Genomic DNA, 16,895 nt, shown 5'->3' with positions numbered 1-16,895 from the left:
GCGCGGGCCTGGTGTTGACGTGGTGACAGCGGCGCTGTCGGAGGCTGGCGGGGCGCCCGTCGAGTCAGGTGCGCTGCAGATCAGCGGCGCGGCCCGGCAACGGGCTCGGTAAACCCCGCTCGGTCGCGGTAGGGCCATGCGGCCTGCCCGGTCCTCTGTGATGTTCTCTGCGCCGTCACTCCTTCATCGTCTCATGGCCGGTCGGGCGGGTTGGAATGGTCCGCGGCAGTCACGTCGGCGCCACCCGCAATCCGACGTCACGCCGGCCGGTCCCGCGCAATGCCCGGCTCGATCAGGCGCCCGCATCGCCGCTCACAGACAACTTCCGCCCATGTCCAGTGGGGTCTTCGGATCGAAGACCTGGGAGCCGGTCGGCACCACACCGGATGGGCGGGGTGCGCGGGATGGGTCGTCGATCCGCGGCAGTGCGAGCAGGCCCTGCTTGACGTATGCGCAGTCGATGTTCGCGGTGTACCAGTCGGCGTCGGTGATCCAGACCTTGTCCTTCCAGGTCGGGTCCGACGGGTAGAGATCCAGCGTCATCTTCTCGTGCAACACCACGATGTCGTCGCCCGTCGTCAACGAATCCGCCTGGGGGACGAGGGCGTAGGCCCACACCAGGTTCGTGGTCACCACTAACACGCGACGGGTCGACGAGCTCGCGTACTTCGCGGCGACCGTGCCGTTCACCCGAATCGGCGCGGCCAGCTTGAACCCGGGGGCGAGCAGGGTTGGGCGGAGCACCGAATTCGGTCCCGTGACCGGCGCCGATGTGGCCAGTTCGGCCGGTACGATCATCGACCTGAGCAGACCCGTCTGATGCGCGGTCAGCACACGGGGATCCGTCCGGGCGGTCAACAGGTATCGGTGGGCAACATCCAGGGAATGCCGGACCTGCGCCGCGCTGAGCGGACCAACGGCTGTGGCCGTCGGCATGATGACTCCCTTGTCCGCGGTCGGCCAGAGGGCGGCCGGGCTGCCGGCGAACGGGTCTTCGTCGACCGCGGTCTGCGCGGCGGTGGTCGGTGACGACGTCGTGGGAGCCGCCTGGTCGACCGTCACGATTGGATCGGGTTGATTGGCCACGGGGATCCTGCCTTGCACACCCCACGGTTTCGCGATGGCCGCGTAGGCCAGAACCCCGATGACGACCACGGTCCAGATGTAGGCCGCACGGAAGCGGCGCGGCGTCCTGGTCGGTCGAGCGAGCGGTGCCGGCGATCGTTTCCGTTCTGCTTTGCGGAACTCCTTCTCGATCGCGGCCACCCGCTTGGCCCATTCCGGATCGTGCAACTCCGAGAGAATTCGATCGTCCTCGTCCACCCGCGCCCCCGCCCTATTCATCGATACCCCGCCCGGGTTCACTGTAGTGACGAACCTTCTCTCGTCCCAGCACGCGACCACGGGTACCGCCGAGGGTGACCGGGTGCTCACGGCCTGCGAATCCTGCATCACGGGTTGGTCGGGCCAGCGACCCAACTGGCATCATCGGGGGGTGGACCAACGGGCGGGCGGACGGAAGCGGCATCTGTCGTTGGTTCCCGACCTGCCGGAATCCGCGGCGACCGACCGGGACGAGACGCCACTGCGAGCCGTCTCGACGCTGATCCCGGTACCGCCGCTGGTCGAGGCCACGGCCGACGACCTTCGTCGCCGGCTCGCCGAATCCGGTGCGCCGCAACCTTTCCTGGACCACGCGGCCCGGTTCGGTGACGACGTCGAGGCCCTGGCCGTGTGGCTGCGCGACTACGGCCCAGTGTTCTCCGAGAAACAGTGGGCCGGCGACCTGCTGGATCATTGGTCCCAGTTCCTGGTGCCGGGTACCGACGCGATCGCGGCCGAGCAGTTCGGTGCCGCCTTCCTGGCCATGTACGACGACGACTCGGTCGGGATGATCAAGCATCTCATCGCCGAAGCCGTGGAAACTGGACGCCGCGAGACGGTGGCGATGGCGCGGGTGTTCGCCTCCGTCGGTCCGATCGCGGTCCGATCGGCCGCGCTGGCCGCGGTCGAGCAGCTCCTCGCGGCCGAAGTACCGGACGTTGAGTGGGCCGACGACGTCGGCGCCGGACGTCTTCTGAGCGCCTACGGCTGGTCCGACCCCGCCCAGTCCGAGGAGATGTTGGTCCTGGACTTCGAGATCGCCGGTCGGCCCAGGAGTTTCAGTGTCCTGCTCGACCACAGCCGCGGCTCCGGGGTCAAGGCCTGCCAGTTGCACGGCGAGATCGGTAAGACCCGCCGACAGTTCGAAGTGCGGGCGACCATCGCCGGTCTGCCGTTCATGACCTATACCCGGACGCAGGCCGGCAACATCCTGGCCGCGGCCCTGGTAGCACCGATCGCCGCCCGCCGCGCCGATGACATCGAGCAGGTCAACGCCCTGCTGCCCCTGCTCCGGTCGCGCGAGCATCTGGTCGTCGTGCCGGCGGCGGTGGTTCCGATGCCGCCGGCGCCGACGTCGCCCCGCCAGTCGACGCGGGTCAGCCGGGTGCACCGGCTCAAGGTGACGCTGACCCACACCAGACCACCGATCTGGCGGCGGCTGGAAGTTCCGTCCACCGCCACCCTGGCCGAACTGCACGACATTCTGCAGGTGGCCTTCGGATGGGCCGATTCGCATCTGTGGATGTTCGAGACGCCCACCGGGGAGTACGGGCGACCCGACCCGGAGATGGGATTCATGGACGCCGGGCGGATCACCCTCGCCGATGCCGCACCCGATGCCGGATCGGCCCTGCACTACGTCTACGACTTCGGCGACGACTGGCGTCATTCGATCGTGGTCGAGGCGGTCGAGGCGGCGGCGGTCGGTCCTCGGTATCCGCGGTGCACCGGCGGACGGCGGGCCGCTCCGCCCGAGGATTCGGGCGGAGCGGAGACGTACGAGGACCTGTTGGCCGCCGGATCGATCGTCGCGGGGCGGTTCAGCGCGGCGGCGATCAACGAGCGGCTGCAGGACTCCTGATCGTCCCGTACGGCTCAGATCTGGATCGATAGTTCGTAGATCTCTGCCGTCGGATGGCCGGCCCGTTCGTGGACGTGCATGACGGCCTCCTTGCTCGGCCCGGTCGACAGGCAGAATGCCTTGCCCGACTCCGGATCGAGCCAGGCCTTCTCGAAGTGCACACTCTCTTCGGCCTCGATCTGCAGGTCGGCGGCGTGCGCGGCCGCCAGTTCCTCCGCCGTGACTCCGACGAACCCACTGTGGACGTCCATGAAGGTCGCCATGACAGTCATCTCCCTTTCCGGGGCCGGTCAACCGCGGGATGTGGTTGGCGCCCTTGCAGTGTCGGTCCGCGAACCGCCTCGGCACATCGGTCGTTCGACCGATGAAACGCGTGGCTCGATTGGATGCGCGGCCTGAGCTGACCCGTCCGACGTGGTGACGTGCGGACGGTCCTCAGGTGTCGATGTCCTGGGCCGAGCGGCGGGCGTGGGCGCGCTCGCCGTCCCGGTCGAGAATGACGATGATCTCGGCCGGCCCGCTCTCGGCGCCGAAGGCGTGCGGCGTCATCGTCGAGAACTCGGCCGCCTCACCGGCCTTCACCAGGATGATCCGGTCCCCCAGGTGCAGCCGCACCGTCCCGGACAGCACGGTGAACCAGTCCCGCCCGGGGTGCACCGGGAGTTCGTCCCCGGGCCGGAACGGGCTGCGCACCGTGAGCCGGAGCTTGGCCACCGACATGCCGTTCGGCGCGCCGTCGCGGGTCAGGTTCCACGTCGTCATGCCGCGGGCCACGTCACGCTGGGGCCGGATCACGACGTCCTCGTCCGTCGCGGTGTCGACCAGTTGATCCATGGTGCTGCCCAGGGCACGGGCGATCGGGGCCAGCTGGTCGAGCGCGATCCGCCGATGCCCGGTCTCGATGCGGCTGAGCGTGGACGGACTCAGGAAGCATCGAGAGGCCAGATCGTCCAGGGACCAGCCCTTGGCCACCCGCAGCCCGCGGATGCGCTGGCGTACCAGCCGGTCGAGATCTCCGTCTTGCGTCATTGGCAAGAGTGTATGTCATACGCGCAACCTGCGCTTAGAGTCGCCTGGTGGAACACCGAGCGCACCACGGCCATTCCGACGTCGACTGGGCCTCCGCGGCCGAGTCGCTCGACCTCGACGGCGAGGTGCTGGGCTCTACCCTGAGGGACGTCACGGCGAGCCTCGGTGTGCTCGCGCCGTCCGCCCGGCGGATCCTCGATCTCGGGTGCGGCACCGGGACCGGCACCTTCGCCCTGGCCGCGACGTTCCCGGCCGCGCACATCCTGGCCGTCGACGGTTCGGCCGCCCTGCTGGCTCACCTGCAGTCCCGGGCGGACGGCCTAGGCATCGACCAACGGGTGACTACGTTGCAAGCCGACCTCGACCAGATGTGGCCGGAGATCGGTCCGATCGATGTCACCTGGGCCGGAATGTCGTTGCACCACTTCGCCGATCCCGACCGGGTGCTGGTCGACGTGCGTCGGTCGACGCGGCCCGGTGGGGTGGTGGCCGTCTTCGAGATGGACGGTCCGCTGCGGTTCCTCCCCGACGGTGGGCTGGGCGATGTCGAGAGCCGCTGCTACGCCGTCTCGGAGCAACAGCATGCGGCTGCCATGCCGCATCGCGGAGCCGACTGGGCGCCGAGGCTGGAGCGGGCCGGCTTCGTCGACGTCCAAGTGCACCGGATCGTCATCGACCTCCGCGCCCCCCTGCACCCGTTGACCGGCCGGTACGCGCAACGCAGCCTCCAAGGGCTCCGGGCCGCGGTGGCCGGCCGGGTTCCGGCGGATGATCTCGCCGTCCTCGACTCGCTCCTGGCCGGCGACGCCCTGCTGCACCGCGAGGACCTGAACATCCGCGGCGCGCGGACATTGTGGACCGGTCGGCGGGCCGGCTGAACCGGGGCCACGTCCCCGGTATCGTTGCCGATCATGCTGGTGCGTGACCCGCGGTGGGCCCGATCGACGATCGACCTGCGTCCGGCCATCCTGGAACGCGACCGCGGATTGTGCCGGTACTGCGGGGGCGCGCCAACCGTCATCGAGATCGACCATGTGTGGCCGGTCGCCTTGGGCGGCCGCACCACCCTGGACAATTGCGTGTCGTCCTGCCCCGCCTGCAACCGGGCCAAGGGGTCGAGCACGCAATGGGTGCCGCTCGCCCTCGACGCGCTCCCGGAGGTCGGAGAACCGTTGCCGCCCATGAAGACCCGGCCGCGCAAGTTCAAGACCAAAGCTCAACTCAAGCGAGCCGCATCCAGCAATTCATGACCAGCCGAGCCGGCGAATGCGACTCGGCCGGCCACGACCGGCGCTGACCTAAGCGGCGACTCCGTGTCCGCGGTGCGCCTTGACACTGCTCGGCAGCGCGGCGACCGAGAGCAACACCACCAACGCTCCGGCAATCCACGCCGTCCAGGACGCCGCCTTCAGCCCGTGGAAGTTCATGATCCACGGAGAGAGGAAGAGCAGGGCGCCGAGCACGATCCCGGTCCATTCCAGAGCCATGACGTCCGGAGCGACCAGGTTCACCAGACCGACCGCGGCCACCAGGATGCCGAGCACGATCATCGATCCGGTCGCTTTGCTGGTCGTGGTCAGCCAGAGCGGGCTCAGCGCGATGACCGCGCCGATGACCAGAGTGGCCCAGTCCTCCCATCGCACAAATCGCTTCATGGGTTTTCGCCTCCTCAGACGAAAGGTGTAATTACACCGCCGGGTCTACTCCTGGCGGATGGCCCGGTCAAGGCCCTTTGGTCCCCTCTTCGGGCCCGATTTCGCGCACGCCCGAACCTGATTGGGGAGCGCGGCCGAAGAACGACGACGCCGGGTACTTGAGCGAGGCGGCCTCCAATTTGGCCTGCCCGGCAGCGGCCAGGTCGATGCCGCAGACGTCGGCCAGCTGCATCAGGTAGATCAGGACATCGGAGATCTCCTCGCCGACGCGGGTGTGCAGTCCTTCGTCGAGCACGGCGGCTCGCGCCTGGTCGGCCGGGAGCCACTGCAGCAGTTCGGCCAACTCCCCGACCTCGCCGACCAGGGCCAGCAGCAGCGATTTCGGGTCGTGGAATCGGTCCCAGTCCCGATCGGCGTTGAACTGCCGGATGGACTCGGCCAGGTGCGTCAGGTCGCTCACGCCGTTCAGCGTGCCACGGGTGTGCTCGTCAGGCCGGGGTGATGGCGGCCACGGCCGAGACGCGAAGGAAGTCCAGCTTCTCGGCCGCAGCCGACCCCTCGGCGGCCGTGTAGGCGACGATGTGCAGGTCGGTGCCGGCGACGTTGAAGACGTCGCAGTCGAGTTCGATCTCGCCGACCAGATCATTGCGGACCGTCTTGCTCTCCGATTGGTGTTCGCCGACGGCCCCGCTCTCCCAGAGGGCGCGGAACCGGTCGCTGGTCGTCGACAGGTCAGCGATCAGGGTATTCACGTGGCGATCGTTGGGGTAGCGCCCGTGCACGCGGCGGAGGTCGGCCACCAGGGAAGCGCCGAACGCGTCGATCCCGCCGGATCGGCTGATGATCCGACTGTCGGCCTCACCCATGGACGTACCGCCGAAGTGGGCGCGCAGCAGGTTCGGCCGGCGGGTGCCGGGCTGGACCGGTGCGCCGAGCAGCGCGATCCACAGCGGACTCGAGTGCAGCAGGTCCCAGGACGCGGTGAATACCGCGAGCGGGATCTCGCCGAGCCGCGTGATCAGCCGCTGCACGCTGGGTGGGATGTGGGTGGGGACCTCAGTCGGGGACGGCGGGAGCAGCCCGGCGACGACGAAGAGGTGGTCGCGTTCGTCATCGGACAGCTGCAGGGCCCGGGCGAGCGAAGCGGCGACCTGCACCGACGGCCTCCGGGCGCGTCCCTGCTCCAGGCGCACCACGTAGTCGACGCTCACGCCGGCCAGGGCCGCGAGCTCTTCACGGCGGAGACCGGCGGCCCGTCGCGTGTCGCCGACGCGAAGACCGACGTCGACGGGCGAGAGGCGATCACGCCAGGAGCGCAGGAGAACTCCGAGGTCGCCATGTGGATCGGACATGCCGCCAGTCTTCCAGCGATGACCCGGTCGCGGGTGGCCCTTGGGTGGTACTGCCAGTCCACATGCACCGCCGGGCCTGGTTGTCGTCGCGGGGCCGCCGCAGACTCGAGGCATGACAACAACATTGATCACCGGATCCAACAAGAGCCTCGGATACGAGACTGCGCGCCGCCTCATCGAAGCCGGACACACCGTCTGGATGGCCGCCCGTGACCCTGAGCGCGGACAGAGGGCCGCTGACGCCCTGGGCGGCCGGTTTGTGCAACTGGACGTGACGGATGATGCGTCGGTGGCTCGGGCGGCCGAGACCGTAGCTGCGGCAGGAGGTCTCGACGTGCTCATCAACAACGCCGGCATCATCGGTTCGCACTCCCCCGCCGCCGAGCTGACGTCGGCCGATGCACTCGAGGTCTACAACACCAACGTGGTGAGCATCGTCCGCGTCACCAACGCGTTCATCCCGCTGCTGCGGGAGTCCAGCGCACCGACCGTCATCAACGTGACCAGCGGGCTCGGTTCGTTCCATGCCGTGCATGACGAGTCGCGGGTCGAGTCGAAGGTCGTCGCGCCGCTGTACACATCCTCGAAGTCGGCCGTGACGATGCTGACCGTTCAGTACGCGAAGGCGCTACCGGAGATGCGGATCAATGCCGCCGACCCCGGGTACACCGCGACCGACTTCAACCGTCACCGCGGGACGCAGACGGTGACGGAGGGAACCGACGCGGTCTTCGACCTGGCCACCCGCGGTGGCTCCGGCCCGACTGGGACGTTCATCGACCGGGCGGGGGTGGCGCCGTTCTGACTTCGGTATGGCTCGGCGCGTCGCCCGCCCCGCATGGTCTGTCGAATCCGATATTCCGTGAACAGCGACCTCAAGACGCGGATGCCCTGATCACCTGCCATACTCGTGCCTGCCCCGCAACTGATCGAACGAGCGGAGAGCATCCAGGCCGGCAGCGAAACGCTCTGCCGGGGCGTGTGTTCGACGTGCCGTCCGCGAACGAGATCACGAGCGACCTCAGCTAGGGTCGCTGGCCATCAGAAGATTGCCAGTCGAAGATAAACTCTTCGCATCGCACCTTCTATCTCTCGCCAAGAACAGTGCCACAGGCCATTGACAGAAGGGAAAGGAAAAATTCTACGACGCTTTGAACTCATCAAAACGCTCAGCCAAACGATCAAGATCCGGCAGATCCCGTGTCCTTATCGGCAGAGACATCAGGCGTTGACCGTGTCGGCTCTGCAGACCGTGCTGCAGCATGGGGCCATCGATCTCGTACAGAAGCCGGTCATGGATTTGAACAACGTAGTCCGGCCGAATGCCAAGAATGTTCGAGTCGTAGGCTGCATGATGGATTTTGCAGAGCGCGAGACCGTTGGTGACGATCGGCAGCCCATGGGGCTTTGAATCGGGAACTATGTGTGCGGCATCCAGAAGCTCGCGGTGGTTCAGCGCACAGACTGCACACCGGTCCGCGTAGGCCAGCATCACCTGGCTTGCGAAGACTGGCTGGTGTAGTCGTCGTTTCGTCTCACTGATCAGGTACTGCCGCAGTCGCTCCTCGACGATGCTTCCGGGACTTGCCATGCGTTGCGATTCCGTAAGGGCCAGCGCGAATTGATCCAGGTCGGGCTCTTCGCTTCGCAGGTAAACGGGGGCAATGACCTGAAAGAGCGACGGAGCAATTCCATAGAACCAGGCGATAGGAGCCTCCAGGAAAAGCGCGGCCCGCAATCCGGCATTGTCGGCTGAGCCCCTCTCATCGCGACGCAACTTGTAACGATGGAGACCATCGACACCCTCGACGTCCTCATAAGGCCGGAGGCCTCCGGATTTCGGCACTGCCGTAGTGATCGAGAGCGCCGCCTGCCACCGGGCGGGCTTCCGGATCCCGCGGCCGCGATCGATGAGGGGGAAGCGTTCGCCTTGAACGAGGAAATCGTTGGCGAGCTGGTCTCGGGTCAGCGGGATCGTGCCATCAAGGCTCGTGTCGAGGAGCCATCGCAATGCGGCGTGTCTGATCTCGTTCTCCGTCTGGGCCGCCGTCATGACAACATCATGCCGCATACCGAGCGCCACCGATCTGCACACTCGGTGAGTACCCGCCGACGGCCCCAGCGCATAGAATCACCCAAACGCGGCCCGACAGGCATCCAGCATCATCGGACAGTCCCCCACCCGCACGAATCCTTTCGTGCTGCCCTGGGGGCTCGTCTCGTGTCACTGCTTCGCCAACGCGCTGCGGCGTTCGCCGAGATGTCCGCGCAACCGTCCGTGATTGAGGAACGGTTGGCAAACTTGTTGCGGTCCCAGACCGGTCATCGCGCCTCACCAGCGGAGATGCGCTCCTGGGCTGGAAGCCTGCCGATCCTCGGGCAGGACCTCATCGACGCTGGCTTGAGCAATGTCGAAGTGATGCTTGAGTACCGGCTGCCACTGACGAGCAAGCGGGCTGACGTGGTGCTGGCCGGTCGTCATCCTCGTACCGGTGCGCCGTCGTACGTGGTCGTCGAGCTCAAGCAATGGAGCAGCGCCACGATGTTCGATGAGAGCGGTGAACTCGTCACTGTGGCCGGTATGCCTGGCGGACCCAAGCTGCACCCCGTGGCGCAAGTTCGCCACTACTGCGAATACCTCGGCGATTTCACCAAGATGTTGCACGACGACGCAGATCCGATGGCCGGCGCGGCATACCTCCACAATGCCGGATCCGACGTTAGCCATGCCCTGGGGGGCTACCCGCAGTCGTCAACCGGGCGTCTGTTCACCGGAGCCGACCGTGGCGACTTCCTCGAGTTCCTGCGATCGCGACTGGACCCAGCCGTGTCCGGTGCTCCCTACGCTGATCAGCTCCTCCGTTCCGCGGTCGCTCCCTCGCGGCAACTCCTGAAGGTCGCGGCCGACGAGATCGCCGGGCGCGAGCAGTTCGTCCTACTCGACGAACAGCAGGTCGCCGTCGACATGGTGCTTCACGCCGTGGAGAGAGCCCATCGATCCGACACCAAGTCGGTCATCGTCATCAGCGGGGGTCCCGGCAGTGGAAAGAGCGTCATCGCCCTCTCCTTGCTCGGCAAACTGGCTGAACGCGGCCGGACAGCGATCCACGCCACCGGTTCACGTTCATTCACGGTGACACTCCGGAAGGTGAGCGGCCGCAAAGGAAGCCGAGCATCCAGCCTGTTCAAGTACTTCAACCAGTTCATAGATGCCGAGCGCAACGGCCTGGACGTGCTCATCCTGGACGAAGCTCACCGGATCCGAGAGACGTCGGCCAACCGGTACACGAAGGCTGAGCAGCGAACAGGGCGCGCGCAGGTCGACGAGCTGATCGCTGCCGCGCGAGTACCCGTCTTCCTCCTCGATCAGCATCAGGTCGTCCGCCCGGGCGAGATGGGCACCATTGCCGAGATCACGGCTCACGCCTCCGCTATAGGCCTTCCGACTATTCACGTGACCCTCGACGCGCAGTTCCGGTGCGGCGGCAGCGAGCGGTACATCAGCTGGGTCGAGCAACTCCTCGGTCTGCGGGGGGCTCGTCCGGTTCCGTGGCGGCCGGATCCGCCCTTCCAATTGGACATCGTCGATTCTCCCGACGAGCTTGAGAACCGCCTCGCTGCGTTTCGAAATGCCGGATATGGCGCGCGGATGGCGGCCGGGTACTGCTGGCCTTGGAGCGACCCGCGACCTGATCACTCGCTCGTGCCCGATGTCCAGATCGGCGGCTGGTCGCGCCCCTGGAATCTCCGCGGGGACCGAGGGCTGCCCGGAGCTCCTCCTGCCGCCCTGTGGGCCTCAGAGCCAGAAGGTTTCGGTCAGGTTGGCTGCGTGTACACAGCGCAAGGATTCGAGTACGACTGGAATGGCGTGATCATCGGACCCGATCTCGTATGGCGAGCCGACCGGTGGGTGAGCCGGCGCGAGTTCAACAAGGATCCAGACTTTCGGTCTCGCAACACGGTGGGCGACTCCGACTTCGACCGGCTGGTTCGCCACGTCTACAAGGTTCTGCTCACCCGCGGCATGGTCGGCACCCTCATCTACTCGACGGACGAAGAGACCCGGGCCTTCCTCCGGTCACTACTTCCGTAACACCTGGCGGTGGCCAGCCGGTCACCGCCAGCGTCGAACTGCGGCCCGACAGGCTTCCCGATGGACATGCCTCCACCCGCTGTGAACCCACAAGGGGCACAGAGGCATGGCTGGATGGATCTTGATTGTCGGCGCGGACAGCTCCGAGAACTGGGCGCTCGGGCGCGGAGATGGAATCTGGGCGACGAAAAAATCACGCCCGTTCAAGACGGGTGATGATCTCTTCTTCTGGCAAGCCGGGAGTGGCCTCATTGCGACTGCGGTGGCGTTGTCAGACTCCTTGAGCTCCGCTGAGTACGACTACCGATCCTTGCCCTGGCCGGATCGGTGGGGATTTCGCGAGCAAGTCCGCGAGAACGAGATCTACAAGTCCATAGTCGAGATGCGTGTTCTGAAGGAGACGAGCCCCCTGTCATTTTCGTGGAACGAGGTTCGGGATGCTCTGGACTTTCGAACCGGCGCCAACGCTGCTCCGGTGCAGCTCGACGATCAGGCGTCGTCGGTGGCCAAGGCTTGGTTCGACACCGGCTTCGGCCACGACCAGCCCGACATCGAGATGACATGAGGACGCCCTCGCCTCCGCTACGACTTGCTTGATCAGGACGCCGATGACGCGGCCGACGATGTGATCGTTGCGGTCGTGTCCGGACCGAGGAGGATTGATCCGGAGGTTGTCGGTGAGGCGCGAAACCGCCACAACCGAACCGTGCGCGCCCTGCATCAGATGCTCCGTGAGGGTGGCCAGCGGCCGATCAAAGCTGTTGGCTGGTTCGGCGAGCAGCCCGATGTCGTGTGGCGACAGAGTTCTTTGCTCCACATCGTCGAAGTCAAAGGCATCACGGACCTCAACGAACGGGAACAACTTCGGCTCGGCCTCAGACAAGTTCTGCGATACCGGTTCGTCTCGGCCCAGCAGGGTCACGCCACCCAGGCGTGGCTCGTCACCGATCGCCGCCCAGCTGACGGGCTCTCGTCCGACATCTGCGATTCGCTGGGTGTCCGCCTCTGGTGGCCGCGGAGCGAGGCCGCGGGTCCCGGAGATTTCTCCCCCCAGCCGGTGGTTCAGGCCAGCGCGACACGGGCGACACTCAACCCATGACTGACGACGCATTGACCGCAATCAGCCGGCATCTCCGGCACCGCAACCGAATCGATGCCGAAATCGCACAGATCATTCATCGGCCAATGACTGCCGGACACTTGGGCGAGTGGATCGCCGCCCGAGTCTTCGATATCGAGCTCGAACCATCCGCCAATGCCGCTGGCCTTGACGGACGGTTCCGGACCGGCGAACTCGCCGGTCAGTCCGTCAATGTGAAGTGGTATCTCAAGCGCGAAGGATCCTGGACACGGTCGAGCCGTCGTGCCCGGACTTCTACCTCGTCCTGGCCGGGCCGAAGTCATCCGCGTCGACCTCCAGCGGCGGCATCCGTCCGTGGTGCGTCGACAACGTGTACCTGTTCGGTGCCAAGGCGCTCGCTGCCGACCGAGCCGATCGAGGACAAAAGGCCGGCGTGGCGTCGAGCGTGCGCAACGAGCTCTGGAGCGCGGCCGAGATCTTCCCGCAGAGGACCGGACGCGTGGTGCTCACGGAGGCGCAGCGACTCATCCTCGGCCAGTTCAGCTCGGCCGTTCTGTAGGGACGGCCCGCGTGTCGAGATGTTGCGCAGCGGGAATTGAACCGTCCGCATCAGAGACAATCTGGCGGTGAGTCGAGTCTGGTCTCGGCTGTCGGTGCGCTCGGGGAGAATCGACCTGTGGCACCCCCTCCGGCGCAAGCTGCTCCCGACGGCGAGGGCTGGCGCGATGCCCTGCGCGGGTATGCGCCGGCGCCGGCGGCCCAGAGCGAGCCAGCTGAGCTCGCGGACCTCACCCGCCTCGCTCTGCAGTTCGAGCTCCGCGAGCTGATCCCTCGGAGTACCACCCGCTGGAACGGCCCAGTCTCGAAAGCAGCGAAGCCCGCCACCGGTGACCTGCGACAAGACCATCGTCTGGCCGTGCGGCCAGTAGCCCGGACCACCCGAGGCTGGGCCCAGAAGGGCATCACCTGGACGAACATCCAGCACCTGGTCAACCGATTGAACCTCGACGTCGACCAGCACCGCTGGTTCTGCGAGTTCGGTGCGCTGCACCGTGCCCTGGGCGTCACCGCGCCCGGCCGTGACCCTGACTGGATCTACCTCGACGAGTCGGCCAACCCCGTGCTCTGGACCCTCCTGGACCAGACCGGCGCCCTCGGCATCCAACTCGTCGGCGCCGGCGCAAAGGCCGACGTCAAGCGTGCGAAGCAAGCCACCCTCACCCTCGACGCCACCCGCACCGACGAGGGCGTCACCGTCAGCCCCCGCCTCAACGTCGACGGCAAGCAAGCCGATGCGACCCACGCCAGAGCAATCGGCAACCACGGCGTCTACATCATCGACCCGGCCACCCCGCGGCAGATCCTCATCGCCCCGGCCACCGAGCCGCTCACCCCCGACCAGATCGTCATCCTGCGCACGAGACCCACGTCAGTCCCGGAACCCGACCTCGAAGACTTCATCGACAACTACCTCCCCGACCTGCAAGAACGCATCGACGTGACGAGCTCGGACAAGACCGTCACCCTGCCTCCGCCCCCACCACCGATCCTGGTCGTCGGCGTCACCCACGCCCCGAAACACACCCTGAGCCTGAGCTGGCGCTGGCAGGGTGGCCGCCGATCATCGCCACCTCCGCCGCTGGCCGACGTCATCCCGGAAGGCCTGCTCCCCGAAGACTGGCTCGGCACCGAGCTGCTCCCCCGCGACGTCCCGATGCCCGTCACGCTCAAAGGCCTCGACGCCGCCGAGTTCGCGTCCAAGACGCTTCGCGCACTACGCGTCCTGGACGGGGTAAGAATCGAAACCCACGGTGAGGCCCCCAACTTCCGCGAACTCACCGGCACTCCGGAGCTCACGATCACCACCGTCCCGTCGGAGAAGAACGACTGGTTCAACCTCGGCGTCGTCGTCACCATCGAGGGCCGGACCATCCCGTTCCTGCCGCTGTTCAAGGCGCTGGCCAAGGGCCGGCACAAGCTGCTGATGGTCGACGGGTCCTACTTCTCTCTGCGGCACCCGGCGCTGCGGGCACTGGCCGATCTCATCGAGGAGTCCCGGCACCTCGACGAGTGGGAACCGACCCCGTCGCTGAGCCCGCACCAGGTCGTCACCATGTGGTCCGACTTCGAGGACCTCGCCGAGGAAGCCACGCCGGCCGTCGAATGGCGCGCACTACTGGCGGACGCGAAAAGCGATACGCCGCAACCGATCGACCCACCGACCACGCTGAAGGCCACCCTGCGGCCCTACCAGAAGGACGGGTTCAACTGGCTCGCCTACCTGTGGCGGCACCAGCTCGGCGGCATCCTGGCCGACGACATGGGCCTCGGCAAGACCGTCCAGTGCCTCGCCCTGATGCAGCACGCCCTCGACCACGCCGAGCAGCGCAAGCCGTTCCTGGTCGTCGCTCCGACGTCCGTCATGACGAACTGGGCCACCGAGGCCGAGCGGTTCACGCCCGACCTGAAGGTCATTCAGCTCGGCACCACCCAGGCCGCCGGCAAGATCCCGATCGCCGACGCGATCCAGGGTGCCGACATCGTCATCACCAGTTATGCGTTGCTGCGCCTGGACTTCGAGGTGTATGAGCGAATCGCGGAGACCACCGGCTGGGCGGCCCTCATCCTCGACGAGGCCCAGTTCGTCAAGAACCCGATGTCCAAGGTGCACCAGGCCGCCCTCGAACTGACCGTACGGTTCAAGCTCGCCGTCACCGGCACCCCGCTGGAGAACTCCCTCACCGATCTGCAGGCCCTGTTCGCCATCGTCGCTCCCGGCCTGTTCGCCAGCGCCCCGCGGTTCCAGCGCGAGTACGTCCGGCCCATCCAGGACCCGCACACCGGCATCACCAGCGGCATCGGCGCCGGCCACGCCGAAGAGGTCAACGCCGCCACCCGCCGGCAGCGCATCGACAAGCTGCGGCGCCGCATCCGCCCATTCCTGTTGCGCCGCACCAAAGAGCTGGTCGCCGCCGACCTCCCGGCCAAGCAGGAGCAGATCCTGCGGGTGGACCTCGCGCCCGAGCACCGCGACCTCTACGAGCTGTTCCTGCAGCGGGAACGGCAGAAGCTGTTCAAGCTGCTCGACGAAGAGGACGACCGCAACAAGTTCATCGTGTTCCGGTCGCTGACCCTGCTGCGGCTGCTCGCCCTGGACGCGTCGTTGATCGGTGACGAGTACGCCGAGTACCCGTCGGCGAAACTCGACGCGCTGTTCGAGCAGCTCGACGACCTGATCGCCGAGGGCCACCGGGCGCTGGTCTTCAGCCAGTTCACGTCGTATCTGTCCAAGGTCGCCGCCCGCCTGGAGAAGGCCGGCATCGAGCACTCCTACCTTGACGGCAGCACCCTGCACCGCGGCGCCGTCATCGATCAGTTCAAGAACGGCACGGCCCCGGTGTTCCTGATCAGCCTCAAGGCGGGCGGGTTCGGCCTCAACCTCACTGAGGCCGACTACGTCTTCCTGCTCGACCCCTGGTGGAACCCGGCCCGCGAGGACCAGGCGATCGACCGGACCCACCGCATCGGGCAGGACAAACCCGTCATGGTCTACCGGCTCGTCGCCACCGACACCATCGAAGAGAAGGTGCTCGCCCTGCAGAAACGCAAGGCCGATCTGTTCGACCTCGTCATCGACGACGAAGCGCTCTTCGCCAACACGCTGAGCACCGACGACATCCGGGAGCTGTTGGCCTGAGGCACTGCGTCGTCACGACCGTCCACGCCGATCTCGGCAGCGAACCACCGGCATTCGGACGTACCGTCGGACCATGGACCGGCGACCTCTCGGCGCGGCATTGCTGCTGTTCACCGTGCTGGTCGCCGCGGCGGTGCCACGCATCGGCGGCACACAGGTGGCGGGACAAGCCGAGGCGGTCACCATCGCGCCGCCGCCCACCGTCGGGGATTGTGTGCTGTCCGACCCGGCGTCGTCGGGCGCTTCGGGCGAAGTCCCGGCGCTCAGTTACGGCTCGTGCGCGACGCCCCACTACGGCGAGATCGTGCAGATCTACGCCGACTCGCTGACGTTTCCCAACACCCAGCCCGACGAAATCCGCGCCCCGAGCGCCACGTTCTGCGAAGGCGCGGCCAGCAGCTACCTGGCCGTCGACCAGGTACTTCCGAGATACGACCGAGGCGACTACCAGAGCGTCTCCTTCGGCCCGTGGCGGCCGGCCCCGGTCGGGACGGTCGGCCTGATCGGACCCAGTGTGGAGCAGCGAGCAGTCGGACAGGACTGGATCGCGTGCATCACCGAAGGCACCTCGCCGAAGCCCGCGATCGGCACGGTGCGCGAGGCGTTCAGCGGCGGGACGTTGCCGAATTCGTACACGCTCTGTTCGGACGATCTGGTCGGCGGGCGATCGGTCGACTGCGGATCCCGACACCGAGCCGAGTTGTTCGCCCTGACCGGACTGGTCGACGCCCTGCCCGCGCAATCCGTCCTGGACATCTCCTGTCAGGATTTCGTGCGCTACCTGACCGGCCGGAAGGATCTGAAGGGCGCGTCCGGGCTCACGATCGAGGCCAAGGTCGTCTATCACGGCGTCACCGGGCATCCCGCCCCCGGCCAGACCGACCCCATCCAGACGTCCCCGGCCGAAGCCTTCTGCGGGGTCAGCACCGTCGGGGACCTCGCGTTGACCGGGTCGCTGTTCGCAATCGGTGAGGGGCGTCTGCCGCTGTCCTGACGGCCGTCTCGGGAGGGCGCCGGCCCGAG

Annotated in this window: 16 protein-coding genes; 8 read left to right on the top strand and 8 right to left on the bottom strand. The window is 66.9% G+C overall.

The genetic code is table 11. The features are described 5' to 3' along the window. Positions 1 to 312: 312 nt before the first annotated feature. Positions 313 to 1,365, bottom strand: a complete 1,053-nt coding sequence (locus BLS97_RS14115) for a hypothetical protein (protein WP_157695423.1) — start codon at positions 1,363 to 1,365, stop codon at positions 313 to 315. Positions 1,366 to 1,369: 4 nt separating this feature from the next. Between BLS97_RS14115 and BLS97_RS14110 the strand changes: the two genes are divergently transcribed. Further along, the gene (locus tag BLS97_RS14110) at positions 1,370 to 2,965 is read left to right on the top strand and encodes a plasmid pRiA4b ORF-3 family protein (protein ID WP_090476856.1); all 1,596 of its coding nucleotides are present in this window, start codon (positions 1,370 to 1,372) and stop codon (positions 2,963 to 2,965) included. A 14-nt stretch (positions 2,966 to 2,979) separates the two neighbouring features. Here the strand turns inward: BLS97_RS14110 and BLS97_RS14105 are convergent, their stop codons facing one another. Together BLS97_RS14105 and BLS97_RS14100 are read right to left on the bottom strand one after the other, a co-directional pair. Then, positions 2,980 to 3,237 carry an SCO4226 family nickel-binding protein gene (locus tag BLS97_RS14105; protein WP_197676181.1) on the bottom strand — a complete coding sequence of 86 codons (258 nt, stop codon included), beginning with the start codon at positions 3,235 to 3,237 and terminating at the stop codon, positions 2,980 to 2,982. Between the two features lie 163 nt (positions 3,238 to 3,400). Continuing rightward, entirely contained in the window at positions 3,401 to 3,994 is a 594-nt protein-coding gene (locus tag BLS97_RS14100) for a helix-turn-helix domain-containing protein (RefSeq protein WP_090476852.1), read from the bottom strand. A 47-nt stretch (positions 3,995 to 4,041) separates the two neighbouring features. Between BLS97_RS14100 and BLS97_RS14095 the strand changes: the two genes are divergently transcribed. Together BLS97_RS14095 and BLS97_RS14090 are read left to right on the top strand one after the other, a co-directional pair. Then, positions 4,042 to 4,872, top strand: coding sequence for a class I SAM-dependent methyltransferase (locus BLS97_RS14095; protein WP_197676180.1), 831 nt, complete (start codon positions 4,042 to 4,044; stop codon positions 4,870 to 4,872). 33 nt (positions 4,873 to 4,905) lie between these two features. Then, positions 4,906 to 5,244: an HNH endonuclease gene (locus BLS97_RS14090; protein ID WP_090476848.1), complete on the top strand. Its 339-nt coding sequence runs from the start codon at positions 4,906 to 4,908 to the stop codon at positions 5,242 to 5,244. A gap of 48 nt (positions 5,245 to 5,292) precedes the next feature. On the opposite strand, the gene BLS97_RS14085 is transcribed toward BLS97_RS14090, so the two are convergent. The 3 genes from BLS97_RS14085 to BLS97_RS14075 form a co-directional block, all read right to left on the bottom strand. Next, a complete protein-coding gene (locus BLS97_RS14085) occupies positions 5,293 to 5,649 on the bottom strand; it encodes an SPW repeat protein (protein ID WP_090476846.1) in 357 nt (118 codons plus the stop codon). A gap of 67 nt (positions 5,650 to 5,716) precedes the next feature. Further along, complete coding sequence (locus tag BLS97_RS14080; protein WP_090476845.1) at positions 5,717 to 6,109, bottom strand: nucleotide pyrophosphohydrolase; 393 nt, start codon at positions 6,107 to 6,109, stop codon at positions 5,717 to 5,719. Between the two features lie 28 nt (positions 6,110 to 6,137). Beyond that, positions 6,138 to 7,001, bottom strand: coding sequence for a helix-turn-helix transcriptional regulator (locus BLS97_RS14075; RefSeq protein WP_090476842.1), 864 nt, complete (start codon positions 6,999 to 7,001; stop codon positions 6,138 to 6,140). Between the two features lie 112 nt (positions 7,002 to 7,113). On the opposite strand from BLS97_RS14075, the gene BLS97_RS14070 reads away from it, so the two are divergent. Continuing rightward, the gene (locus BLS97_RS14070) at positions 7,114 to 7,806 is read left to right on the top strand and encodes an SDR family NAD(P)-dependent oxidoreductase (protein ID WP_090476841.1); all 693 of its coding nucleotides are present in this window, start codon (positions 7,114 to 7,116) and stop codon (positions 7,804 to 7,806) included. Between the two features lie 336 nt (positions 7,807 to 8,142). On the opposite strand, the gene BLS97_RS14065 is transcribed toward BLS97_RS14070, so the two are convergent. After that, a complete protein-coding gene (locus tag BLS97_RS14065) occupies positions 8,143 to 9,054 on the bottom strand; it encodes an HNH endonuclease (protein WP_090482237.1) in 912 nt (303 codons plus the stop codon). Positions 9,055 to 9,222: 168 nt separating this feature from the next. On the opposite strand from BLS97_RS14065, the gene BLS97_RS14060 reads away from it, so the two are divergent. After that, the gene (locus tag BLS97_RS14060) at positions 9,223 to 11,094 is read left to right on the top strand and encodes a DUF2075 domain-containing protein (protein ID WP_197676179.1); all 1,872 of its coding nucleotides are present in this window, start codon (positions 9,223 to 9,225) and stop codon (positions 11,092 to 11,094) included. Between the two features lie 412 nt (positions 11,095 to 11,506). Here the strand turns inward: BLS97_RS14060 and BLS97_RS22915 are convergent, their stop codons facing one another. Next, positions 11,507 to 12,016: a hypothetical protein gene (locus BLS97_RS22915; RefSeq protein ID WP_157695422.1), complete on the bottom strand. Its 510-nt coding sequence runs from the start codon at positions 12,014 to 12,016 to the stop codon at positions 11,507 to 11,509. Between the two features lie 397 nt (positions 12,017 to 12,413). Here BLS97_RS22915 and BLS97_RS14045 point away from each other — a divergent pair, with 397 nt between their 5' ends. The 3 genes from BLS97_RS14045 (at position 12,414) to BLS97_RS14035 (ending at position 16,866) form a co-directional block, all read left to right on the top strand. Then, positions 12,414 to 12,734 (top strand): hypothetical protein, encoded by a 321-nt coding sequence (locus BLS97_RS14045; RefSeq protein ID WP_090476835.1) that lies wholly within the window; start codon positions 12,414 to 12,416, stop codon positions 12,732 to 12,734. A gap of 117 nt (positions 12,735 to 12,851) precedes the next feature. Then, on the top strand, positions 12,852 to 15,872 hold the full coding sequence (locus BLS97_RS14040) for a DEAD/DEAH box helicase (protein ID WP_090476833.1): 3,021 nt from the start codon (positions 12,852 to 12,854) through the stop codon (positions 15,870 to 15,872). 73 nt (positions 15,873 to 15,945) lie between these two features. After that, the gene (locus BLS97_RS14035; protein WP_090476831.1) at positions 15,946 to 16,866 is read left to right on the top strand and encodes a hypothetical protein; all 921 of its coding nucleotides are present in this window, start codon (positions 15,946 to 15,948) and stop codon (positions 16,864 to 16,866) included. Positions 16,867 to 16,895: the final 29 nt, after the last annotated feature.

Origin of the sequence: Nakamurella panacisegetis (genome assembly GCF_900104535.1) — a bacterium.
In the GTDB taxonomy this organism is placed as follows: Bacteria; Actinomycetota; Actinomycetes; order Mycobacteriales; family Nakamurellaceae; genus Nakamurella; species Nakamurella panacisegetis.
Note: the sequence above shows the minus strand (reverse complement) of the source record. Positions and strands in the feature narration are given on the sequence as shown.